This is a genomic window from Bacillus paramycoides (assembly GCF_038971285.1).
Classification (GTDB): Bacteria; Bacillota; Bacilli; order Bacillales; family Bacillaceae_G; genus Bacillus_A.
The window spans coordinates 1239283-1263241 of record NZ_CP152427.1 but is presented as its reverse complement, the minus strand read 5'-3'; the positions used below and the strand labels follow the sequence as shown (position 1 = coordinate 1263241).

General features: G+C 35.8%; 25 protein-coding genes and 1 tRNA gene. 6 read left to right on the top strand and 20 right to left on the bottom strand.

Annotation, left to right across the window (positions count from 1 at the left end; genetic code table 11):
• Positions 1-76: 76 nt before the first annotated feature.
• The 7 genes from AAG068_RS06520 to inhA1 all read right to left on the bottom strand — a co-directional run bounded on the left by AAG068_RS06520 (position 77) and on the right by inhA1 (position 8675).
• Positions 77-724 carry a phosphatase PAP2 family protein gene (locus tag AAG068_RS06520; protein ID WP_342718617.1) on the bottom strand — a complete coding sequence of 216 codons (648 nt, stop codon included), beginning with the start codon at positions 722-724 and terminating at the stop codon, positions 77-79.
• Positions 725-783: 59 nt separating this feature from the next.
• Entirely contained in the window at positions 784-1833 is a 1050-nt protein-coding gene (gene potD / locus AAG068_RS06515) for a spermidine/putrescine ABC transporter substrate-binding protein PotD (protein WP_342718616.1), read from the bottom strand.
• A gap of 38 nt (positions 1834-1871) precedes the next feature.
• A complete protein-coding gene (potC, locus tag AAG068_RS06510; protein WP_000714198.1) occupies positions 1872-2672 on the bottom strand; it encodes a spermidine/putrescine ABC transporter permease PotC in 801 nt (266 codons plus the stop codon).
• 6 nt (positions 2673-2678) lie between these two features.
• On the bottom strand, positions 2679-3527 hold the full coding sequence (potB, locus tag AAG068_RS06505) for a spermidine/putrescine ABC transporter permease PotB (RefSeq protein WP_342718615.1): 849 nt from the start codon (positions 3525-3527) through the stop codon (positions 2679-2681).
• Positions 3524-4507, bottom strand: coding sequence for a spermidine/putrescine ABC transporter ATP-binding protein PotA (gene potA / locus AAG068_RS06500; RefSeq protein ID WP_342718614.1), 984 nt, complete (start codon positions 4505-4507; stop codon positions 3524-3526). The genes potB and potA overlap by 4 nt, the downstream gene beginning before the upstream one ends.
• Before the next feature lie 238 nt (positions 4508-4745).
• Positions 4746-6113, bottom strand: a complete 1368-nt coding sequence (locus AAG068_RS06495) for an aldehyde dehydrogenase (RefSeq protein WP_342718613.1) — start codon at positions 6111-6113, stop codon at positions 4746-4748.
• A 171-nt stretch (positions 6114-6284) separates the two neighbouring features.
• On the bottom strand, positions 6285-8675 hold the full coding sequence (gene inhA1, locus AAG068_RS06490; RefSeq protein ID WP_342718612.1) for a M6 family metalloprotease immune inhibitor InhA1: 2391 nt from the start codon (positions 8673-8675) through the stop codon (positions 6285-6287).
• A gap of 343 nt (positions 8676-9018) precedes the next feature.
• On the opposite strand from inhA1, the gene AAG068_RS06485 reads away from it, so the two are divergent.
• A complete protein-coding gene (locus AAG068_RS06485) occupies positions 9019-9153 on the top strand; it encodes an anti-repressor SinI family protein (protein ID WP_000276217.1) in 135 nt (44 codons plus the stop codon).
• A gap of 79 nt (positions 9154-9232) precedes the next feature.
• Positions 9233-9556, top strand: coding sequence for a helix-turn-helix domain-containing protein (locus AAG068_RS06480; RefSeq protein WP_000578877.1), 324 nt, complete (start codon positions 9233-9235; stop codon positions 9554-9556).
• Positions 9557-9630: 74 nt separating this feature from the next.
• On the opposite strand, the gene calY is transcribed toward AAG068_RS06480, so the two are convergent.
• The 6 genes from calY to AAG068_RS06450 form a co-directional block, all read right to left on the bottom strand.
• A complete protein-coding gene (gene calY / locus AAG068_RS06475; protein ID WP_000053740.1) occupies positions 9631-10224 on the bottom strand; it encodes a biofilm matrix protein CalY in 594 nt (197 codons plus the stop codon).
• A gap of 415 nt (positions 10225-10639) precedes the next feature.
• Complete coding sequence (locus tag AAG068_RS06470; protein ID WP_342718611.1) at positions 10640-11410, bottom strand: DUF4047 domain-containing protein; 771 nt, start codon at positions 11408-11410, stop codon at positions 10640-10642.
• A gap of 162 nt (positions 11411-11572) precedes the next feature.
• The gene (locus AAG068_RS06465; protein WP_342718610.1) at positions 11573-12160 is read right to left on the bottom strand and encodes a CalY family protein; all 588 of its coding nucleotides are present in this window, start codon (positions 12158-12160) and stop codon (positions 11573-11575) included.
• A 62-nt stretch (positions 12161-12222) separates the two neighbouring features.
• Positions 12223-12792 (bottom strand): signal peptidase I SipW, encoded by a 570-nt coding sequence (sipW, locus tag AAG068_RS06460; protein ID WP_342718609.1) that lies wholly within the window; start codon positions 12790-12792, stop codon positions 12223-12225.
• Positions 12793-12981: 189 nt separating this feature from the next.
• Positions 12982-14268 (bottom strand): D-alanyl-D-alanine carboxypeptidase family protein, encoded by a 1287-nt coding sequence (locus tag AAG068_RS06455; protein WP_342718608.1) that lies wholly within the window; start codon positions 14266-14268, stop codon positions 12982-12984.
• A gap of 155 nt (positions 14269-14423) precedes the next feature.
• The gene (locus AAG068_RS06450; protein WP_000251864.1) at positions 14424-14651 is read right to left on the bottom strand and encodes a hypothetical protein; all 228 of its coding nucleotides are present in this window, start codon (positions 14649-14651) and stop codon (positions 14424-14426) included.
• A gap of 438 nt (positions 14652-15089) precedes the next feature.
• Between AAG068_RS06450 and AAG068_RS06445 the strand changes: the two genes are divergently transcribed.
• Together AAG068_RS06445 and AAG068_RS06440 are read left to right on the top strand one after the other, a co-directional pair.
• The gene (locus tag AAG068_RS06445) at positions 15090-15314 is read left to right on the top strand and encodes a hypothetical protein (protein WP_342718607.1); all 225 of its coding nucleotides are present in this window, start codon (positions 15090-15092) and stop codon (positions 15312-15314) included.
• 186 nt (positions 15315-15500) lie between these two features.
• Positions 15501-15573: transfer RNA gene (locus tag AAG068_RS06440), tRNA-Val, on the top strand.
• Positions 15574-15636: 63 nt separating this feature from the next.
• Here AAG068_RS06440 and AAG068_RS06435 read toward each other — a convergent pair.
• The 7 genes from AAG068_RS06435 to AAG068_RS06405 all read right to left on the bottom strand — a co-directional run bounded on the left by AAG068_RS06435 (position 15637) and on the right by AAG068_RS06405 (position 18751).
• Positions 15637-16233, bottom strand: coding sequence for a hypothetical protein (locus AAG068_RS06435; protein ID WP_342718606.1), 597 nt, complete (start codon positions 16231-16233; stop codon positions 15637-15639).
• A 157-nt stretch (positions 16234-16390) separates the two neighbouring features.
• Positions 16391-16936 carry a hypothetical protein gene (locus AAG068_RS06430; RefSeq protein WP_342718605.1) on the bottom strand — a complete coding sequence of 182 codons (546 nt, stop codon included), beginning with the start codon at positions 16934-16936 and terminating at the stop codon, positions 16391-16393.
• A gap of 81 nt (positions 16937-17017) precedes the next feature.
• Positions 17018-17194: a hypothetical protein gene (locus AAG068_RS06425; protein WP_342719833.1), complete on the bottom strand. Its 177-nt coding sequence runs from the start codon at positions 17192-17194 to the stop codon at positions 17018-17020.
• 262 nt (positions 17195-17456) lie between these two features.
• On the bottom strand, positions 17457-17816 hold the full coding sequence (locus tag AAG068_RS06420; RefSeq protein WP_342718604.1) for a hypothetical protein: 360 nt from the start codon (positions 17814-17816) through the stop codon (positions 17457-17459).
• A 134-nt stretch (positions 17817-17950) separates the two neighbouring features.
• The gene (locus AAG068_RS06415; protein WP_001178300.1) at positions 17951-18133 is read right to left on the bottom strand and encodes a DUF3976 domain-containing protein; all 183 of its coding nucleotides are present in this window, start codon (positions 18131-18133) and stop codon (positions 17951-17953) included.
• Between the two features lie 28 nt (positions 18134-18161).
• Positions 18162-18539, bottom strand: a complete 378-nt coding sequence (locus AAG068_RS06410) for a permease (protein ID WP_342718603.1) — start codon at positions 18537-18539, stop codon at positions 18162-18164.
• 2 nt (positions 18540-18541) lie between these two features.
• Positions 18542-18751: a helix-turn-helix transcriptional regulator gene (locus tag AAG068_RS06405; protein WP_000428510.1), complete on the bottom strand. Its 210-nt coding sequence runs from the start codon at positions 18749-18751 to the stop codon at positions 18542-18544.
• Positions 18752-19575: 824 nt separating this feature from the next.
• On the opposite strand from AAG068_RS06405, the gene odhA reads away from it, so the two are divergent.
• Together odhA and odhB are read left to right on the top strand one after the other, a co-directional pair.
• The gene (gene odhA / locus AAG068_RS06400; protein ID WP_342718601.1) at positions 19576-22443 is read left to right on the top strand and encodes a 2-oxoglutarate dehydrogenase E1 component; all 2868 of its coding nucleotides are present in this window, start codon (positions 19576-19578) and stop codon (positions 22441-22443) included.
• A 132-nt stretch (positions 22444-22575) separates the two neighbouring features.
• Complete coding sequence (gene odhB / locus AAG068_RS06395) at positions 22576-23835, top strand: 2-oxoglutarate dehydrogenase complex dihydrolipoyllysine-residue succinyltransferase (RefSeq protein ID WP_342718600.1); 1260 nt, start codon at positions 22576-22578, stop codon at positions 23833-23835.
• Positions 23836-23959: the final 124 nt, after the last annotated feature.

Here is a 23959-nt window from a genome sequence, read left to right as displayed (position 1 = left end):
TTTATACTGTATCACATCTTCATGCAAACAAAAAACGTCTGGAAACACTATAATGATAGTTTTTCCAGACGTTTTTTTATCTTTCTTTATCAAGCCCCAATCTCTCGGTAAGTAAACGATGGCAATAAATCGCCATAATTAACAAAATACCACCTACGCAATAACCTGCTAAAATATCAGTTGGATAGTGTACATTTAAAATAACTCTACTTAACCCAATCGATAGAATGACTATTCCCATCAAAATCGTTATAACATATTTCCCAGTTACACTCTTCAAATTAGCGGCAATGATATAAGCAAGAAATCCGAATGTCATAATAGATAACATCGCATGCCCACTAGGGAAACTATACCCAAGTGCATCGAACGCTTCATTTAACGACGGACGCTCCCTTTTCGCAATTTCTTTTATCCCTTTATTTACAAGATGTGTTACTAAAATACCAACTGGATACACGATCATCGCAGCGTAATAACGTTTTCTCCAAAAAACAAGTAAACTTATAATGAGCGTAGTTACAATCCCAATAGCAGAGCCTAATTTTGTATAGTGTGAGAAAAATGCAAGCGACTCTTCTGTTTGTATTCCTTTTACTAATCCTCGGACATATGTATCCATTACTGTAACGCCACCCGCATGTACGCGCCAAGCAACAATGCCAAATACAGCAAGTAATAAAGCGATACATACTAGCTCATACTGATGTAACTTCTTTTTCAAACGATTTCCTCCTACTATGAAAAAATGCGATTTCTACTGTAGAAACCGCATTTTCTTACTTATTTACCTTTTGTTTTTAACTCTGTCCAGTAACGATCATAGTCTTTTAACTTATCGTCTACATCAATAAGCCATTCTGTACGATCTAATTCTTCTTTCGTTAAGAAGATCATGTGGTTATCACGATATTCTTTACTATGAAGAGGATGAGCTTTTTCATTTGGATTACTGTATCCAATTGACTCGTAGTTTTTCACACTTACTTTTTCATCTAATAAGTAATTCATAAACTTCTCTGCAAGCTCTTTGTTTTTCGCACCTTTTGGAATTGCTAACGTGTCAGCCCAAATTGTGCCGCCTTCTTTTGGTACAACGTACTCTACATCTTTATTATCTTTAGCGATAAATGCTGCATCTCCAGACCAAACTGTTCCAATCCAAGCATCTTCTGTAATGAATTTTTGTTTAATATTATCTGTATCAAATGCTAATAAGTTTGGAAGCAGCTTCTTTAAATCATCTGCTGCTGTCTTTAACTGCTCATCGTCTTTCGTGCTGTTTGAGAAACCATGCTTTTTAAGACCCATTCCTAACACTTCACGAGAATCATTTAATAAAGTTACATGCCCTTTATATTTCTCATTCCATAAGTCAGCCCAGCTTGTAGGTGCTTCTTTCACATACTTTTTATTGTATGCAATCCCTGTTACACCCCAAGTATATACTAAAGAATATTTATTCTCTGGGTCAAACGCAGGTGTTTTGAAATTAGAAACCATATTTTCGATATTCGGGATATTTTTCTTATCTAACGGCGCTAATAAGTCCATTTTCGCCATTGTTTTAACCATGTAGTCAGATGGCTGAATTAAATCATACTTCGCGCCACCAGCTTGTAATTTCGCAAGCATTTCTTCATTACTTGCATACTTATCATAGTTTATTTTCACGTTATATTTCTTTTCAAAATCTTTTAGCACTTGCTCATCAAAATTGTCAGCCCAGCTATAAATGTTTAACTCTTCTTTCTTTTCACCACAACCAGCAAGTACACCAGCAACAAGGCTAAAGCTAATTGCTGCGCCGGCTAATCTTTTCATTAATTTCATCGGTTTATTACCCCCTCGTACTTTCTATATCGTTCGTATTATAAAGGAAGGTGTCCTCCAGAGTTTTCTTCACCATCTGCACCTTTGTTACGGAAGATTTCAGATAGAACCATTAATCCTACGATAGCTACAATTAGAATTGTAGAAAGTGCATTAATTTCTGGTGATACTCCGCGCTTAACCATACTGTAAATGTATAATGGCAATGTTGTTGATCCTGGTCCTGATACGAAGAAACTAATTACAAAATCATCAATTGATAATGTGAATGTTAATAATGCAGCTGAAATAACTCCAGGTGCAATTGCTGGGAACGTTACAAAACGAAATGTTTGCCACGGCGTTGCTCCTAAATCATTCGCAGCCTCTTCTAAATCACGTCCCATACCAGAAAGACGTGCCGCTAAAATAACGACAACAAATGAAATACTAAATGTAATGTGCGCAATAATAATTGTTGTTTTACCAAGTTCCATACCTAATTGACTAAATAAAATAAGTAAAGATAATCCCATTAAAATATCAGGAATTAAAATTGGTAAATACACAAGACCATTAATGGCCCCTTCATAACGATATTTATAACGATGTAATGCAATTGCGAAAATCACACCAAGAACAGTCGTTACAATCGTCGTTACGATCGCAATCGTCATACTATTTACAAATGCATCAATAACATCTTGTTTTTGAAATAAATCTGTATACCAATGGAATGTGAATCCTTCCCATTCCGCATTAATGCGAGAATCATTGAAGGAATATACCATTAAAACCATCATTGGAAAATACAAGAACAATAAAATTAACCAAGAATAAGAAACTAAAAACTTCTTCATTTTTGCCTATTCCCCTCCGTTCCCATCATATTTATATACTTTCGTTGCACGATAATATAAGTAAATTAACAGAACAGAGAATAGAACAACAATCATAGATAACGCAGATCCAAACGGCCAATCACGCGCTCCTAAGAATTGATTTTGAATTACGTTTCCGATTAATGCTACTTTCGATCCACCCATAACGTCTGATACAACAAACATTCCGATAGAAGAAACAAACACTAAAATAGAACCAGTAGCAATCCCTGACATCGTCATTGGTACTGTTACATTCCAAAATGCCTTTACTGGTGTCGCCCCTAAATCATAAGCTGCTTCTAGCTTACGCTTATCAAGCTGCTCAATCGCTGCATACACCGGTAAAATCATAAATGGTAATAAAGAATATACCATCCCAAGTATTACAGAAGGTGTATTGTATAGTAAATTTAACGGTTCACTAATAATACCTAGCTTCAATAGCAATGTGTTTACAAGACCTTGTGAACGTAAAATAACAATCCATGCGTATGAACGAACAAGGAAGTTAATCCAAAACGGGATCGTTGCCAATAATAAAAGAATGGAACGATATTTACGATCAACAATTGTAATTGTATACGCAAATGGATAACCAATTAGTAAACATATTGCTGTCGTAATAACCGCAATTTTCACTGTTTCCCATAACGTCCCCATATATAATGGATCAAATACACGTGCTATGTTCTCTAATGTAAATTGCATTTCTACTGTCCCATATGCTCCGCGCTGCATGAAGGCAAATGCCAATACAAACAGAAGGGGAATTAGGAAGAAGATTAACAGCCATGCGACTGTAGGTAGTGCGAGTAATTTCCCTTTTTTCAATTTAAGGTCACCTCGTCCTCTTGCTCCCAGCCTACGTATACATTATCTCCAATGCTCCACTGCGCTGCTTCTTCAGCAGTTTGATATGCCATTAGTAATTCTGATGTTTTCTCATCACGTACATAAAGCTTTTCCATATTTCCAACAAACTCAATGTCTTCAATATGTCCAAGATGGTATTCTTTTAAAGTCGGCTCTTCAACCGAACGCACTTTTACGTTTTCAGGGCGAATTGCTACATAGCCTTCCCCGTTTTTCACAATATTATTTTCACCGATAAATGTCGCAACGAACAACGTTTTCGGCTTATTATAAATTTCTTTCGGCGTTCCGATTTGTTCAATATGTCCTTTATTCATAACTACGATACGATCACTCATGCTCATCGCTTCTTCTTGATCGTGCGTTACGTATATGAACGTAATTCCTAAATTACGTTGTAAGTTTTTCAATTCACGTTGCAAATCTTTTCTTAACTTAAAGTCTAACGCTCCAAGTGGCTCATCTAGTAATAATACACGCGGGTTATTTACAATCGCTCTCGCAATTGCTACACGCTGCTGCTGTCCACCAGAAAGCTTTGCAGGTTTACGATTACGGAACTCAAGTAACTGCGTTAAACGCATTGCCTCTTCAGCACGCTCTTTCTGCTCTGCTGCCGGTACTTTCTGCATTTTCATACCGAAACAAATATTTTTCTCCACATTCATATGTGGGAATAACGCATAATGTTGGAACACTAGGTTCATATGACGTTTATATGGTGGCAAATCGTTAATCTTTTCATCATCTAACAAAAGATTCCCTTTAGTTGGGGTTTCAAATCCTGCGATCATACGAAGTAACGTCGTTTTTCCGCAACCACTCGGCCCTAAAATCGTTAAAAATTCCCCTTCTTTAATATCTAAAGAAAGCGGTGGGATAATCACTTGATTTCCAAAATGTTTTTCTACTGCTTCAACTTTAATAATCTTTTTCATTTTCCCGTCCAATCTACCTTAAATTTTAATTTTTATATTCATGAATAAATATTTATGTTCTATAGACTATTTTTTGTTTCGATCCAAACAAAAATGGTTATTTAGCAAGCGTTCACTTCTATTCTTTATGTAGTATGTTTGATTCATTTTCGCATGATACATAATGTCGAACAGAAAAACCCCTTCCATTACGAAGGGGCTATTATCATACGGCTACGCCTACTGATAAACACCATCATCATTTTAACAACTTTCGTATGAATTTTAAAGCACTTTTTGTAGAAGAGTAACGAATTTTCATATCGAATGCCGTAGATTGGACTAAAATGCTTTTATAATGTGAAAAAGTCCGAAAACTTTCTTCCCCATGATAACTCCCTAATCCACTACTTCCGACGCCACCAAAAGGTAAATATGGCGTTGCAAGATGATAGACAACATCATTAATACAGCCTCCGCCATACGAAATATTACTCGTTACCTGCCTTTGTACTTCTTTATCTTCAGAAAATACATATAACGCTAACGGCTTCGGATGTTGCTGAATCGTGTCAATTACCTCTTCTATGTTGTCGTATTCTATAATTGGTAAAATCGGACCAAAAATTTCGTCTTCCATAACAGCACTTTCCCATGTAACATTAGTTAACACTGTTGGTTCTATATGTAAAGTTTCTCTTTTATAGTTCCCGCCAATTACAGTTTTACCATCTTTCAAAAACGTACATAAACGTTCAAAATGACGTTCACTCACAATTCGTACATAATTATCATTGTGCAGTGGCTCTTTTCCATACTGCTCCTCAATTTCATGTCGCAACGCTTCAATTAACTGTTCTTTCACGGAAGCATGCACATACATATAATCAGGTGCTACACACGTTTGCCCTGCATTTAAAAACTTCCCCCAAACAATTCTTCTTGCTGTTACGTCTATTTTTGCATCTTTATGTACAATACATGGACTCTTTCCGCCAAGTTCTAACGTAAGCGGCGTCAACTGTTTTGCTGCTGCCTCCATGATAACTTTCCCAACGCCCACACTACCTGTAAAGAAAATATAATCAAATGGTTCCTTCAGCAAAGCTGTACTCTCTTCAACGCCGCCTTCTACTACCGCTACAAGCTCTTCTTGGAATAATTCACCTAACATTCTCGTTAGCACTTTAGAAACGTTTGGCGTTAACTCTGACGGCTTTAAAACGATTGTATTTCCAGCTGCCAGCGCTCCTACAAGTGGGGCAATTGCTAATTGAAACGGATAATTCCACGGTGCAATAATAAGTGTCACACCATATGGTTCTGGCACTACTTTTCCCTTTGATCCAAAGTGAGTAAGTGCTGTTCGAACTCGCTTCGGTTTACTCCACGATGAAATATGCTTCAATTGAAAGGAAATTTCCTTTAATACATATCCAACTTCCGTTGTAAATGACTCATGAGCTGACTTATTTAAATCTAATTTCAATGCCTGAAATATTTCTTCTTCAAAACGCTGAATGCCTTCATAAAGCTTGTTCAAATTATTCTTTCTCACTTCTATACTTCTCGTATGGCCATTATAAAAATATGCCTTTTGTTTATTTACAATAGAAGAAACACTCATTCATTCACCTTCTCCCACTATTTTTATCCAATTCTTTCATTATTTATATAGACTTTATATATAATAAATTTCTATTCATAAAGTTATATTATATATAATTTCTTCTTTTATATAAAATTCATTGCTCACAAAAAAACTACCGAAAGAAAATCTCTCGGTAGTTTTACTTTATTAACGATATAAACGAACAGCACCTGCAGAATTATCATCAGCTTGTCCTACTACTTCAAACTTTAAGCCAAGATTCGGTAAAATACGTCCTGCATCTGGAATCTGTTGATTAATATACGTTTTTGAATCGTCAAACTTCGGTACACCTGCTAAGCCATCATACGTAAATGTTCCACGCGTTGGAGATACAACTTTCCAAGCTGGTGTTTTGTCGAATGAGAACGCCGCATCAGCAATTTGGAATCGTGTACTACTCTTAACTGTCGGTTTACCATTTAAAGTTCCTACAATTGCTTCTGGATGAGAATCCACTACACCAAGGAAACCGTGTCCTGGATGTACGCCAACCCAGTTATCTGTGTAAGCTGAATCCGCATACCATACAACCATACCAGTGTTAAATACTGGGCCACGAGCAAATTTCAATGCGTTATCTGCACCAGCATAGTTTCTCCACTCTACATAATAGTTATGTTTTTTCTTCTCAGTTCCGTTAGATACAACGAAGCCGTCTAATTTTAATTGTGGTGTACCTTCTGCATCATCAGAGAATACTGCTTTACCATCTACTGTTAATGAAGCATTATCAAGAGCAAATCCATTTAATGCTAAACCACCATCAGTAATGTAATCAAATGTTAATTTTACTTTCTTACCTTTGAATTGGCTTAAGTCATATGATTTGTCAATCCATTTTCCATTTGTAGAATCTGCATTTCCACTATTAGCTTTCTCACCAAGTCTTTCAATTAATGTTTGTTTACCATCTTCTGTTACAGCATGTACTTCAAGGAAGTCATACTCTGCTTCAATTTCATATAATGATTTGAAATCAAATTTTGCATTCGTTGCATTCGTTAAATCGAACAGTGATGTTTCCATCTTCGTATGAAGATCGTCACCTTTTGTGCTGTAGTAATACTGTTTACCAAATGCTGGGGCAATTGTTTTTACATCTTTATCAGGTAAGTTTACACGAATCATACCTGGACGGTTAGATTTCGTAACACTTTGGTCTAAATATGTTGCTAGACCAATACCTTTATTTAATTTCTCGTAATCTACTTCTACGATATTTGCCCAGTTACCACCGATTGTTTTTTGGAAAAACTCTTTATTTTGCGGTGAGAAACTTGTTGGCGTTGTTCCTGCAATTTTACCAGCCCAGCTACCACCACTCATAATAGACCAAGATTCAATCGGCTCACCTTGACCGCTATATTGTGTATCATACTCATCTGGAAGACCTAAATCATGACCATATTCATGTGCGAATACACCAACTGCGCCATCTTCTGGCTCAATTGTGTAGTCAAATGCTGCCATCTTTCCTCCCCAATACGGAACTTTCGCTTGTGTGCCTTCGATTGGGAATGGTTTCGGTCCAACAGTCCAGCGATGTGACCAAATTGCATCGTCACCTAATTTACCACCGCCTGCTTCTTGTCCAACACCTGCATGAATAATCATTAAGTGATCGATTAAACCGTCCGGTTGATTTTGATTTCCATCGCCGTTTACATCATATTGGTCAAATTGATCAAACTCTGATAGATCAAGGCCGCTATCTACAGCTGCTTTTAATGCATCTTTTACTAAATCACGTGGTCCTTTTGGTCCTTTATTATCATGACCGCCGCTTGCAGCATCCGCACCGTAATCAGCAGCTTTACCAGGAACTGTTAACCATTTTGTAACTGTTCCGTCTACTGTATAACTACCGCCAGATTGCTCTTCATAATATTGTTTAAATGTTTCGATTTTACTACCATCATCTAATGTGAATGGCTCATTACCGAATAACATTTTTTCATAATGTTCTTTGTTAAAGTCTTCGGAATACATATAACCAGGTTCTTTATCGATATTGTTATGTTTAAAGTCAGCGTACTCTACAAGTAAAACGAGTACTTTATCTTTACGAACATCACCGTTGTACGCTTTTTGCTTTGCAGGAGATGTTGGTACTTTACCATTTAGACCACCTTTAACTGGCCCTGTCGCTGCAGGTGTTCCTGTCGCAGGTTTATCTAACTTTTCTTTCGTATCTGCTTTTGCATCTTTCACTTTCTTTAAAAAGTCCGATGCTTCTTTCGTAAGTGGGTCCCCATTTGTTACTTCTTTCCCAGGATTTTCACCCTTTTTGTTCTCTACGTATTTTTCGACAGCTTTCTTTGTTTCTGTCTCTGAAGCCTTCGAATCAATTACCCCACGTTTTTTTAGCGCATCTGCTAAACGTTCTTCCGGAATTAAATGATCATCAACTGGGCTCGTAGCTGTTTTATTCTCAGGCGTTTCAGCGTATGCAGACTGGCCACCTGCTCCGAATGAAAGACCTAATACAGCTGTCAAAGCGATTGATGATAAAACTTTGAACGGTTTCTTGTTCATCCCTTATTTCCTCCCCTAATAAATAATATGTATTACAAATTGAATTTTATTAAAAATTCAATATTTTTTCAATATTTAGTCATATTATGTAATGTTTTTAATATATTTGTAAAAATTCCATAGTTAGCATACGAATATATCACAATTCAACAATGTTTTCTGAAAATATTGAAAATATTTGTCAGAAACTTTATAATCGCCATAGAGGGAGTTTAATGGGGATTTTATCTTTGTTTTATCTACAAAATATTTGATAATTCACTACATAAAAATACAAAATCCGATTGTATTATCACGTATTCTGTAGCAGCAGTTATGATCGATAATTAGGGAGGAATTACATTTGTACAAAGATAAGACTGACGCATTGGATCAAGAATGGATTGATTTAATACTTGAAGCTTTAGACGCTGGTATCGCCTTGCAAGATATCGAACATTTTTTCCAACGTATGAAGCCATCCAGCCAGGCTCAATAGGTTTGTTCTTTTTAACGAAGTTTATGTTATAATAATGACATCATAAGACAACTACATATTGATAGAAAGGTGCGCAAATATGATTGGAGAACGTATAAAACGCCTTCGTTTACAAAAAGGTATTTCATTAACTGAACTTGCCGAAAAAGCTGGCGTTGCTAAATCTTACATTAGTTCTATAGAACGCAATTTACAAAAGAACCCTTCCATTCAGTTTCTTGAAAAGATCGCAGCAGTTCTACAAATTCCAGTTGATACTTTACTTCATGATGAAACAACAAAGGAAGCTAACCTAGACTCCGAATGGACACAGCTCGTCAAAGATGCAATGAACTCTGGTGTCTCCAAAGAACAATTTCGTGAATTTCTTGAATTTACAAAATGGAAGCAAGATCAAAAATAATAAATAGAAAGAAGTGCTTACAACCAGCACTTCTTTTTTCTTTATAAAAAAAGCGGGGGATACCCGCTTTTTTATTATTTTTCTTCTCCAGCTTCTTGGTTAGCATTGAATGTCCATTCTAAATTCAATGAATCACCTTGGAAGATATTTTGGTCTTTTCCATCATCTACAAATTCAAATTGTACCCATAAATAATCCTCTGTACCAGCTTCTAATCCACCCTTTTCTCCCCACTCAGGAGCAAAGATGTCTTTAGCTAAAAGATCTGGATCAGTTTTTTGTAAGTCTGCTAAAGTTGTTTCATATACAGGCTCACTTTGTTTATCCCAGTTCCAAAGGAATTTCACTTTAACGTGCTTACCAAAGTCTTCACCAGCATTATCACCTTTTGCATCTTTCACAGTATACTTTGTCGCTAGTTTAACGTCTTTAATTGTTAATGAACCGCTATTCTTTAATAAGAACTCTTTCTTAACAGAATCCCCTGGTTTTAAATCTTTAATATCTACAAGCGTTGTAGGGTCTAATGTAAGATCTAACGTCCCAGCCGCAAATGTATTATTCGATACTTCTTTATCGCTAAAGTATGCGAATGTTCCTCCACCAATTAAAGATAACCCCAATGCTGCTGATGCAACTCCCATACCTAATTTCTTTTTCAGACTCACAATCAATTCCCCCTAGCTGTTTTTTATATTTTTATTGCTATCTCTTATTTAAAATAAGAGATGTAACTAAAACTATATTAGCTTAGCTAATATTTGTTCTTTTTTAAAAACCTTATGTTCATTATAACGAACGCAACTATATAAATACAACACATATTTATTAATATTTTCAGTTATTTTTATTTCTCAATATCATTCCAGAATTTCCAAAAAATATTGAGAAATAAAAAATGTTAATTAATATTTAAACTAATTATTCTCCTTCACTATCATACTGCCAACTAGTTTTCTACTATCTTCTAGATTTTTACATGTATCGTTAAAATAAAGAGGATACGCCGCCGAATAGGTGAGTCGCAATGCTCTCACCTATTCGACTGTATAACCTCTATTTACTCTGAAATGTTGCTGTATTTTACTTGCTATCTTTATTTTGCTGTTCTTCTTGTTTCTTCTCTTCTAGTTTTTTCGCCTCTTCTTGTTTCTTCTCTTCTAACTTTTTCGCCTCTTCTTGTTTCTTCTCTTCTAACTTTTTCGCTTCTTCTTGTTTCTTACTCTCTTCTAACTTTTTCGCTTCTTCTTGTTTCTTACTCTCTTCTAATTTTTTTGCTTCTTCTTGTTTCTTACTCTCTTCTAGTTTTGCTGTTTTATCTACTAGTAACTTCTCAAAATCTTGAATTTGTTTATCAATCACTTGTAAATTAACTTCTTTATCAACATACTCACAGTTTTCTTTCACTATATGAAAACCAGCATTCACATACGAGAATACTTGCTTATTCGATTCACTTTTATTTCCTTTTAACTCTTCTTGCACTTGATTAAAAGGACCTTCTATTGATACATATACTTTTTGTAACAATTCTCTCTCAGCAACTATTTTCTCCCGCCCTTGCTTCCACGTAACAAGCGTCTGTTCTATCTCTTGAGTGGAAGTAGCAGTTACTTTTGATTTCATCCCTTCATACTCATGCAAAATAACTTCCTTATGTTTCTTAGCTTGTTCTGTTAATTGATCAACTGTTTTTGGAAAAATACTTGCTGTAGAAATGGTAGCCGTTACTTTCGTTTCATGAACGAAAGTTGCTTCTGTATAAGTCATCATTTGAGAGCCTAAATAAAAAGTAATAGAACACAAACATGGCAATATAAGAATCTTTTTAAAATTGCGAGGTGGCTTCAGCATTTTAATCTCTCCTATCGAACAACTTGTTCTTTATCAAGAACTATACCTTTATTATAATAAAGTGAATTATAAAATGATATAAGAAATTATCTTTCTTTTTACATTTCCCTTTTAACAGAAAAGGAGACTATCATTTTTGATAGTCTCTTTTTCTTGTCATTATTATTTTGCTTCAGCGTCGCCTTGTTGTGCATCAAACGTCCAAGTTAATTGTAGCTTATCACCTTGGAATTCATTTTGATCTTTTTTATTATCAACGAACTCAAATTTCACTTTGAATTTATCAGATTTACCTGCAGAAATACCTTTTTCATCCCAGAACCAAGCAGCTAAATCATTATCTACTGCTGTAAGTGTATCACTCTTCAATTTATCTAATGTAGTTTGTTTCACAATAGTCTCATGCTTATCTACATTTTTTAAGAATGTTACTTTAATATGTTTACCAAAATCATCTTTATTATCTTTCTTCACATCTTCTACATTATAATCTGTTTTTAGTAGTACTTTTTTAATATCTAATGTTCCTTTATTTTCTAATTTAAATTCTTTTTCGACTGTATCACCAGGTTTTAAATTCGATACATTAACAACTGTTGATGGATTTAATGCTAAATCAAGCGTACCAGCCGCAAATGTATTGTTTGATACTTCTTTATCACTGAAAAATGCAAACGTTCCTCCGCCAACTAACGCTGCTCCTAATACTGCTGATGCGATACCTATTCCTAATTTTTTCTTTAAAGTCATGTCCATATCCCCTTGATTTATATATTTGTCAACTTCCTAAACGGAAAGTATAACCAAATAAACTAGACGGATTGTTCTACTTTTTTCTCTTTCTTTTCTCCGTCTATGCTACGAATCGCACTAAAAATAGTAATAGCGGAATATCCTAGTAAAAAGACTCCTGGAATAATAAGAAGTAAAGCAGCTCCAGCTTTTGAATTCGCATAATTTAACGCATACCCTGCATAAGGAACTGTAATATTCGCGTATTTCCCAATAACATTCTCCGCAAGTACCGGTTCTAAATCAGGCCCGTTGTTGTTATCTCCTTTTGTTTCATACATTACTTTTCCATTTATATCTTTCACACCGATAATACGGTGAGTGATAATTTTTTGATCTTTCTCTTTAAAAGTAATAACATCACCTTTTTGATATTTAGACCCATCTTTCGTCGGCTCTATCGCAATGATTGATCCTGTTAAAAATGTTGGCTCCATCGATCCTGAAAGAACACTCTTAAATTGATATCCCATTACTGTTGGATCACCACCACTCGCTTTTGAAGAAATAACTACAAAAGCTAAGCAAACCATCAAGGCAAATAAAACAAATGAGATAACGTTGCTAATCACCTTCCAAATTAATTTCATCGTTTCTCTTCCTCTCCGTTGTTTTATATTATTTGAAGTATGCAATATCCACTTTAGTTCTCTACCAAGAACACAACTAAATAATATAACGAACAAACCGGAAACGCAATAAGAAAATTTACAATTATTAGTTATCTTATACAAAAAAAGACTGTGACAAAGTCTCTTCACAGCCTTTTAACTAGTAATTTATTTTTCTTCTGATTTCATTCCTGTTGTATTTCGGCGTAGCACTACAAATAAAATGGCTCCAAATAATACAGCCGCACCTATCCCAATGCTTATTATTTTCACATTTGATTCTTTTACTTCAGGCGTATCCGTATCTTTTTTAGGTATCGCAAAAGTAACATCTTCTTTTGAAAGAACATTTACCGTCGCAATTGTTTGATTATTTTTCGTAATATCAACTGATCCAACTACCTCACCACGATGAATTCCTTTATGATATAAAGAATCTTTATCTAATGAAGCCGCACGGAAAATCGTCCTTACGTTTTTCCCTTCATCTTTCTTAAGCATAAGTTCTGCACTTTGCTCAAGTTCGCTATCAATATCTTTATTTAAATATGTTGTCTTTTGATGCCAACTATGTTTATCTAGTACCGTTTGCTTCACAAATTGACCGAAAGAATAGTCCGCCATCTGCTTCAAATCTTCATAAATTTCAGGTCTTTGAGAAGCCATTACTACATTTATAATACGATTTCCATCCTTCTCATTTAATAAAACGAGTGTATTGCGCGCTTCATTTGTAAAACCTGTCTTTCCACCAATACTATATGGATTTTCAAAATAAGTAGACTTGTTAAAAATAGACACTGTCTGTCTAGATGTCGTAACTGTCGTTCTTTTCGTATTCATTGCTTGAAGTATTTCAGGGTACTTTTGCACACCTCTCGTAATCATCGCAATATCATATGGCGTAGTATAATGATTCGGATCATGCAATCCGTTTGGCGTGACAAAATGACTATCTGTAGCACCTAATTGCTTCGCTCTCTCATTCATCATATGAGCGAAATTCTCAACACTTCCACCAATACGCTCCGCAATCGCATACGACACATCATTCGCACTCAGCACCATTAAAATCATAAGCGCAGTATTTCTATTAATCGTCTCACCAGGTTGAAACTCAATTTGATAATTACTCTTCTCTTGATCTAATGCTAATTGTGAAAACGTAAACTGATCCTCTGGCTTCGTATGCTCCATAAGTAAAATCGCCGTTAACACTTTCGTCATACTAGCCGGAAATGCACGATGATGTGCGTTTTTATCATACAAAATATCTCCAGTTTTCGCATCAATCGTAGTTGCAAACTGACTAAAAACATTCGGCCCTTCCTTAGGTGGTGGGGCTACTTGTTCTGGATTCACTCCAATATTTGTCTCAGCACGTAACGTCATAGGTGTCAAAAAAAATAAACAAATAACGGTAATAAAAGCCAAAATTTTCTTAAATTTTACCATATGACTCTCCCTTTTCCCTATACTCTCTCTACTTAAAAACTGAATCTACCAATCCATATGTAAATTGTATTAAATTGGAAGAATATTCACTGTTTTTTACTATATCATATTTTTACGATGAACGACATAAATATACAATAAAAAATAAGAAAGAATTATTCTTTCTTATCCTTCTCATCAATCAATGAATCTATTAATTTTTGACTAGCTTCCTCAGGTGTAATCTCATCTGTCATCCCCATAAACGACCAACCTTTAGAATCCACCCACTCAACAAACTCTTGTAAAAACTCATCATGTGTAACATCCACATCAAGAATTGATCCATTAATCGAAATCGTTCTATTTCTAGATACACGCATCTTGAACGTTTTCCTTACCATTACAATAATTCTCCCTCTACTTCTGAATATTTATAAAGTGAAACTTTAATCCGTGGGGGTTTTCTTCATCCCCCACGGATTATCAGCCCTCACCAATCGGGCTTTTACGGGCAGTTGATCTCCCACCTAAATTCTTTGCTTTCGCTGAATTTTGAGCGAGGATCTTACTGCCCGCAAATAGCGGGGTAAAATAATCTTGTATCTCTGTTATACATGATTTTAAGTAAATTGTAAAAAGGATATATTGGCCAGTTTGCATATCGAAGCTGAAAATCTATCACCCTGCAAAAATATGAAACGATATGTAAATGAACATAAATAACTAAATAAATTTAAATAAAAATAAAACAAATTACATTTTATCACACCAAATACAAATGACTTCAGTACAATAAAATGGAATATACTAGAAGTAATCTTAACATGAGGAGGAACTCTATGGCCCGTTGTACGTATTGTAAAACGAAGTGGACAATAAAAGATATATGGTCAATACTCGTGACATTTGAAAAAGATTGTCCGTATTGTTTTGGGAGGCAGTATCTATCAAAGAAAACAGTGAACGCTATGCCAGAATTTATTAGCTTACCTTTACACTTCTTATTCCCTTTTCTTGTTGATTTAAGTGATGAAGGTCCTTTGGATTGGTATCGAAAAAAATAATATAACCACTTTATTCGAACCGACTTTTCATTACATTCTCTACCTATGTATTCCTTAATACACAACTAGCCTGATTCCAACTACTTTCCTTTCAAATTCAATATAAAATATTGTAAAATTTCAGTTAATTTTATATAATTACTTTAGCATACAGATTAAAGATGCTGTTACATACGCACTTTTGAAGATCCCGTAGCTCAGCAGGGAGAGCGCCACCTTGACAGGGTGGAGGTCGTGAGTTCGAGCCTCTCCGGGGTCATAAAAAAAGAGAAACCATATCAACTTTCTACGTGATATGGTTTCTCTTTTTTATCTAAGTCAATCACTTCCCATCAAACATCTTCTCCAAAGACTTCGCATTGGCAAATAATACTTCTTTCAAGTTATCATCTGCAACGATTTTATAGTCGCCATCTTTGTTTTTCTTTAAGTTCAATGTAACTTCGCGAGTTGCCATGATTGCATCTTTATCTGATAAGTGTTTGACGATTGCTGATGTCATTGTTTTTTCGATTGCTTTTTCAGATTGCTCTTTGTCTTCGCTAAAAGCGCTAACGAAGGCCATTGGCATAACTTCTCCCACTGCTTTTGTTACAGCAACGGATAGATCGGCAGATGTAATTTTCACTTTCACTTCTGCTGTGTCATCTTTTTTCGATACTTCTTCAGGCTTTTCAAATTTAAAGTTTTTCGTAATTGCACTCAGCATTGCTTTTGCCTCAGCATCACCTGTTTTTTCATTTAGTTTATTAAATTCCTTGTCACTCTCAACAAATGTACGAGCCTTTTCAACATCACCTTTTTGTATCGCGGTTAAAAATTCTTCTGTCGTATCTTTCGGATTTGCACATCCTGCTAATACACCGACTGTTAATCCTACTACCATCATTAACAGTAATAATTTCTGTATCTTTTTCACGTTTATTCTCCTCTTATCTTTTCTAGTAAGTCATCACTATATAATAGTATGAAACTGACATTACAAACATTTTTTGGTATAGCATTTATATGATTTATTTTCTATTCATTCCCAAAATATTAAGAGCCTTGCAGCATTCCTACAAGGCCCTCTTCTATCAATCCGTATCCGTAGCACAAATGAACCACATTTTCTGCTCCTTACTATCTAACACCATCCAAGTAACATCCCACGCAACATCGTAAAACCAATCTGTCCAAGGGCGATAGCTTTCGAACACTTTAATATCTTCGTATCGATCTTGGAACATATATTGACATACATTGACTGCTAGTTGCTTTGCGATAACTGGTCGTTCCTTAAATCCTTCATATGCTCCGCCCCACAAAATTTGAGCGGCGATGCTTCCATCAAGCATGACTGCCAGCTGCTCTTTAAAACGAAACTTATATTTTTCTGACGTATGTATTTTTAGCTCTTCTAAGCTATGTATTATATCTAAAGAGTTAACGATTCTTCTAAAGAAGTGTTCGTGTTCCTCTTTCGAATGTGGTATTTCTTTGAAAAAATTTTCGTTATGTACTTTAAAACAGCTTATTATTGCACCACCAATTACGTTTTGTTCCTTAAACGTGTTTATAAGTTGCTCAATAGATGCGTCATTCGTTTCTATTTTTTCAAACGTTCCCTCTTTCCATCTCATAACGCCCACTACTCTCTATTAAAAATTTGTTTCTTCATTATAAATAGCAAAATAAAAACCAGCAACTTTAAGGTCGCTGGCTTATCTCTTATTCCTATTCGAAAAAACAATTACAATTGCTCCAAGTACATAATGCCCCGCTACCATCCACATACTCCGCTCAAAGATCATAAGCGATAACCAAAGCGATATATTAATAGCAGCAAATAATACATATAAAATGAACTCTCTCTTTTGTAGTGCTTCTTTATTCATCAAAATATAAAGTGAAACTTTAATCAGTGGGGGTTTTGTTCATCCCCCACTGATTATTAGTTGAACCAATCGGGCTTTTACGGGCAGTTGATCCCCCACCTAACTTCTTTGCTTCCCCTGAATTTTGAGGTGGGGGTCTTACTGCCCGTTAATGCGGGATAAATTGCACCGATTGGCGGAAGGATGAAGCAAAGGAAAAAACAAACATTTTTCTTAACGACCATGGATATGAAGTTACTGTCTGCATATGGATCTCCTTTTTATTTTATAGTACTTTTAACATCGGTCTTACTACTCTATATTCATCACTATGAGGCTCCTTTATGATTAAAGGTGAGTGAGGATGTTTTTCTTCTTCTATCATTGTGAATACTTCTGTTTTTTCTTGTATTATGTTGGATTCACTATTTTTAGTAGGTTTTTTACTTGTTTCAATTTTCTTTGTTACTTCTCCGAGCCTTTGCCCAACTTCTTCTGCTTTGACAGGTTCATACGTTACATAGTATTCCTGCCCCTCCCATACTAACATAGGTGGCACTTGTTCTCGTTTGTTACATATAATATAAGTAGCAGTAGCTACAAGTAGTATACATGTTAATAAAAAGAAGATAGTTTTTTTATTCATATACTATTCTCCTTATCTATCATTTTATTAAATTATATAATATTGATTATATGTAGTAAATGGATTTAGTGGGAATTTTCGGATTTTATACAAAAAAGAAAAACCTTACTGGTGTAAGGTTCCATTTTTATATTCTATAGTGATTGATTTATTAAAACGATCATTACGATAATCGCTATAAACATAACAACTAAACAGCCGATCATTTTATAAAAGCCTCTTTTCGTTAACGTCCCACCTTGCACGTCTTTACGAATAAATAAGAATACGGCTAAAAATAATACAAGCCCAATGCCAAAAGCATACATCATTTGCATATGTTAATCTTCCTTTCTCTCTTCCATCTTAATATCTTTTCGATAAAACAACAAATGAGATAAAAACTGTACTCATCGTAAGTGCCATAAATATATTCAATAGTTCAGTAGTAGATAGTGTAAGTATTTTTAAGTTTAAGCCGAAAGAGAAAAGAAGATAATATGCCGTTAGCGCAAAAAAGCTGAAGAACATTCCTTTATAACGAATAAGTTTCATCCGCTCATCTTTTTCTTTAAATTGTGGGTGTAAGTAACTTAGGCAGAAGCACATTATCATCATCGCAAGTACTGTATAAGTTGGAGCCGGTGGTGCCGAATGCGTCATTATGCCTGCTAATACCATAGTTCCGCTCATAATAAAGAAAATAATTCCCATAATTAAAAAGTACTTTTGTGAATAATTCATCCCTATTCCTCCCCTTCTTTTCCTTCATAAATAAATACATGTTCTATCGTTGTCTGAAATGTTTTCGCGATTTCAAATGCTAACGGAAGTGATGGATCGTATTTTCCTTTTTCAATTGAAATGATGGTTTGCCTAGAAACGCCAAGTTTCTCAGCCAATTTTTCTTGAGATAGTCCAAATTTTTTTCGGTATTCAACCATTTTATTTTCCAAGGAAATTTCTCCCTCCTTCCTTACAATGAGTATATATGTAAAGCATCCTTTACGTCAAGTTTCCTTTACATGCATTTTAGTTTGTTTCACTCTATTTATATAGAAGAAACTTTTTCAATTTCAGCACGTCTATTTTGAAGTGAAATACGGAACACTGTAAATAAACGTTACTATATCTCCCTCCTCTCCTTTTTTTAAATTTAATATCTCCATATTTGTTTTATCCTTTTAAAATATTTCATTTCTCTCTTTATTCCACGAAATGCATTATTGGTTTTGCAGTGTTTTTCGTCATATTTATAGAAACTAACTGTTTATGAAGCATTTTTTATGTTTAGCAACTTTTTTTGTAGAAATCCTTCACTTTCCTTTCGATATTTAACACTATCTAAATAAAGTTTACTCTAAATTCATAATTTTTTATTTTTTATACTATATTCCGTTATATTGTTGTATAATATCAATGAAAGCGCTTATTATTTCAATATACATAATTCGAACTCATTTTTACCGAAATATTCTAACTATTATACTTATATTTACATGCAACAATTTTAGTTATTTGTATAGGTATACCAAATATATCCACCCCATTTTTCTGTAAAATTACTTTATAACATGAAAGATTAACTTGGGTGATAAGTTATTGTGAATGTTTTTTTACAAAACAGATAAGTAATAGTGTTTGGTATTATGTAAATTATTGTAATAACATAAGAGTAAAGAAAACATTTACATTGATTATTGGTTCATCAATTATTGAAAAGAGCAAAATGCACCTTTTGTATGGAAAAAGGATTATATGCATTGGGAGGTTTAAACAAATGACGAGGAAGAATACAACGACAAACCCTTGGGCCAAGTTCCACGGTCCGAACCTTGGTTATGTTATTGAGCAGTATGATCTTTACGTAACTGGAGCAGGTTCTGTTGATCCGGAATTACAAGAGCTTTTTGAAATTTTTGGAGCTCCTTCGTTTCAAGATGATGTCGTAACAGGGGACAACACAGCAACACATTTTTCTCCTCAAAACACAGGGAACATTGAAAAAATTCTTAAAGTCGTTCAGCTTGTTGAACAGATTCGTTCTTTCGGGCATACGTTAGCTCACATCAATCCGATGGAAGATGCTGCAAATGGACAATCTCTTCTTGAGAAAGCAATGAACGAACTGAGCGATGCGGATTTGAAAGCGATTCCAGCAAAAACAGTATGGCAAGATGCACCAGAAGGTATTCACACTGCACTTGATGTAATTCATAGATTAAAAGAAGTGTATACACAAACTTTAGCTTATGAATTTTCTCATATACAAGATAGTGAAGAACGCGCGTGGTTGCATCAAATGGTGGAATCAAATTCATTGCGTCAACCACTATCAAATAAAAAACGAACTGCTCTTTTAAAACGTTTAACAGCTGTTGAAGGTTTCGAGCAATTCTTGCATAAAACATTCGTTGGGCAAAAGCGTTTCTCTATCGAGGGCGTTGATATGCTTGTACCTGTTCTAGATGAGATTGTGCTAGAAGGTGCTAAAAATGGCGTAGAAGATGTCATGATTGGTATGGCTCACCGCGGTCGCCTGAGCGTACTTGCACACGTATTAGAAAAACCATATAGTCACATGTTTGCTGAATTCAAACATGCAAAAATAGAAGGCGCAGTAGCAAACTCTGGCTGGACTGGCGACGTGAAATATCATTTAGGTAGAGAACAAGTCGTTAGTAACGAAGAAGTTAGCACTCGCGTTACATTAGCAAATAACCCAAGTCACCTTGAGTTCGTTAATCCTGTTGTAGAAGGTTTTGCACGTGCGGCTCAAGAAAACCGTAAAAAATCTGGTCTTCCAGAACAAGATACTTCAAAATCATTCGTAATTTTAGTTCATGGTGATGCTGCATTCCCTGGTCAAGGTATTGTATCTGAAACGTTGAACTTAAGCAGATTGAACGCGTACCAAACGGGCGGAACAATTCATGTTATCGCAAACAATGCAGTTGGTTTTACGACTGATAGCTATGATTCTCGTTCTACGAAATATTCAAGCGACCTTGCAAAAGGTTTCGATATTCCGATTGTTCACGTGAACGCTGATGATCCGGAAGCTTGTCTTGCAGCTGCTAATCTTGCGATTCAATATCGCATGTTGTTCAAAAAAGATTTCTTAATCGATTTAATTGGTTACCGCCGCTACGGTCATAACGAAATGGATGACCCAGCAGTGACACAACCACAAGTGTACAAAAAGATTAAAAATCACCCAACTGTAAGAGCAATTTATGCAGATCAATTACAAGCTGCTGGTGTTCTAAATACAGATGAGGTCGAAACAATTACTCAGTTTACACAAGAACAATTAAAATCTGACTATGCACAAGTACCACCAGCTGATACGAGCGATACAACAATTCACGTTAAAGTGCCAGATGTTGTTGCAAAGGGCATTCAGTCAATTGATACTGGTGTTGAGCTTGACTCACTTCGTGCAATTAATGAAGGTCTACTATCTTGGCCAGAAGGCTTTAACGTATATCCGAAAGTGAAGAAAATTCTTGAACGCCGTAAAGATGCTCTTGAAGAGAACGGTAAAATTGAATGGGCACTTGCTGAGTCATTAGCATTCGCTTCTATTTTACAAGAAGGTACGCCAATTCGTTTAACTGGTCAAGATTCACAGCGTGGTACATTCGCTCATCGTCACATCGTATTACACGATACTGATACAAATGAAACATATTCACCATTACATCGCTTACCAAACATTAACGCTTCATTCTCTGTTCATAACAGTCCGTTATCAGAGGCTGCTGTTGTTGGTTACGAGTATGGTTATAACGTATTCGCTCCAGAAACGCTTGTTATGTGGGAAGCACAATATGGTGACTTCTCAAATACTGCGCAAGCATTATTTGATCAATATGTTTCAGCAGGAAGAGCAAAATGGGGTCAAAAATCTGGTTTAGTTCTTCTATTACCACACGGTTATGAAGGTCAAGGACCAGAGCACTCTAGTGCACGTCCAGAGCGTTTCTTACAGTTAGCTGCTGAGAACAACTGGACAGTTGCAAACTTAACGAGCGCGGCACAATACTTCCATATTTTACGTCGTCAAGCATCTATCCTAGGAACAGAAGCTGTTCGACCATTAGTACTGATGACGCCGAAGAGTTTATTACGTCACCCACTTACGCTTTCAACTGCTAGTCAGTTAAGCGAAGGACGTTTCCAACCTGCTCTAGAACAAGAAAACCTTGGCACGAAACCAAACAAAGTAAAACGCCTTGTTTTAAGCACAGGTAAAATGGCGATTGACTTAGCAGCAGAAATCGAGTCTGGTAAACATGACTACAACTTAGATGAAATTCATGTCGTTCGTATTGAACAGCTATACCCATTCCCTGCTGAGAAAATTCAATCTATTATTAAACGCTTTATAAACTTAGAAGAAATTATTTGGGTTCAAGAAGAACCTCGTAATATGGGCGCATGGCATTACATGGCTCCAATTCTGTTCGAACTAGCTGGAGATAAAGTGAAAACAGGTTATATTGGACGCCCAGATCGCTCTAGCCCATCTGGTGGCGATCCATTCGCTCACAAAGCTGAGCAAGAACTAATTGTTTCACACGCTTTAGATGTGAAGTATAACTTCCGTCAAGATAAACAAGAAATTGAAGTTTTCAGCAACTGAAAGTAACAATGAAGGTTTCTAGCTTGTTCCCTGGGCAGAATATCTGCCCAGGGGCAGGCTAACAAATGGAGATTACCGAAAACAAAAGAAGAAAAAACACACCGTTAGGCAAATAAGGGGAGGACATTTAAAATGATCGAAATTAAAGTACCTGAGCTTGCAGAATCTATTACTGAAGGAACTATCTCACAATGGCTTATCAACGTAGGCGACAAAGTTGAGAAAGGTGGCAGCGTTGTTGAGCTTGAAACTGATAAAGTCAATGTAGAAATCATTGCAGAAGATTCAGGTATTGTATCGAAGTTACTAGGCGAACCTGGGGATACAGTTGAAGTTGGCGCAACTATCGCAATTTTAGATGCAAACGGAGCACCAGTTGCAGTAAGTACACCTGCACCATTGGCTGAGCAACCAAAACAAGAAACGGCTGAAGCACCGAAAGCTGCGGCACCAAATGCTGAGCAAACTGCAACTCTACAAGGGTTACCAAATACGAACCGTCCTATCGCATCACCAGCTGCTAGAAAGATGGCTCGTGAATTAGGAATCGACTTAAATGACGTACGTAGCACAGATCCACTTGGACGTGTGAGACCACATGATGTACAAGCTCATGCTGCAGCACCAAAAGAAGCACCAGCTGCTCCAAAAAGTCCAGCTCCTGCTCCAGTTGCAAAAACTGAATTTGAAAAACCAGTTGAGCGCGTGAAAATGTCCCGCCGCCGTCAAACAATTGCAAAACGCCTTGTAGAAGTTCAACAAACATCTGCAATGTTAACAACATTTAACGAAGTTGATATGACTGCAATCATGGAATTACGTAAAGAGCGTAAAGACGCTTTCGAGAAAAAACATGATGTACGTCTTGGTTTCATGTCATTCTTCACAAAAGCAGTTGTTGCAGCATTAAAACAATTCCCATTATTAAATGCTGAAATTCAAGGCGACGAGCTTATCATTAAAAAATTCTATGATATCGGTATTGCAGTAGCAGCTCCAGATGGATTAGTTGTTCCAGTTGTACGCGATGCGAACCAATTAAACTTCGCTGAAATCGAAAGCGAAATTCGTGAATTAGGTAAAAAAGCACGTGACAACAAACTTTCATTAAAAGAACTACAAGGTGGTACATTCACAATTACAAACGGTGGTGTGTTCGGTTCTCTAATGTCTACACCGATCCTAAACAGCCCACAAGTTGGTATTTTAGGAATGCACAAAATCCAAGTACGTCCTGTTGCTATTGATGCAGAACGTATGGAAAACCGTCCAATGATGTACATCGCTTTATCTTACGATCACCGTATCGTTGATGGTAAAGAAGCAGTTAGCTTCCTTGTTGCTGTTAAAGATATGCTTGAAGATCCAAAATCATTATTATTAGAAGGTTGATAGATTAATAATCTATTATATAAAGGCTGTAGAATACATCATTCTACAGCCTTTTTTGCGTTCATACGGGACAAATCGCATGACATAAGCTAATAATGTATGCCTATAACGTAAGGAGGATTCA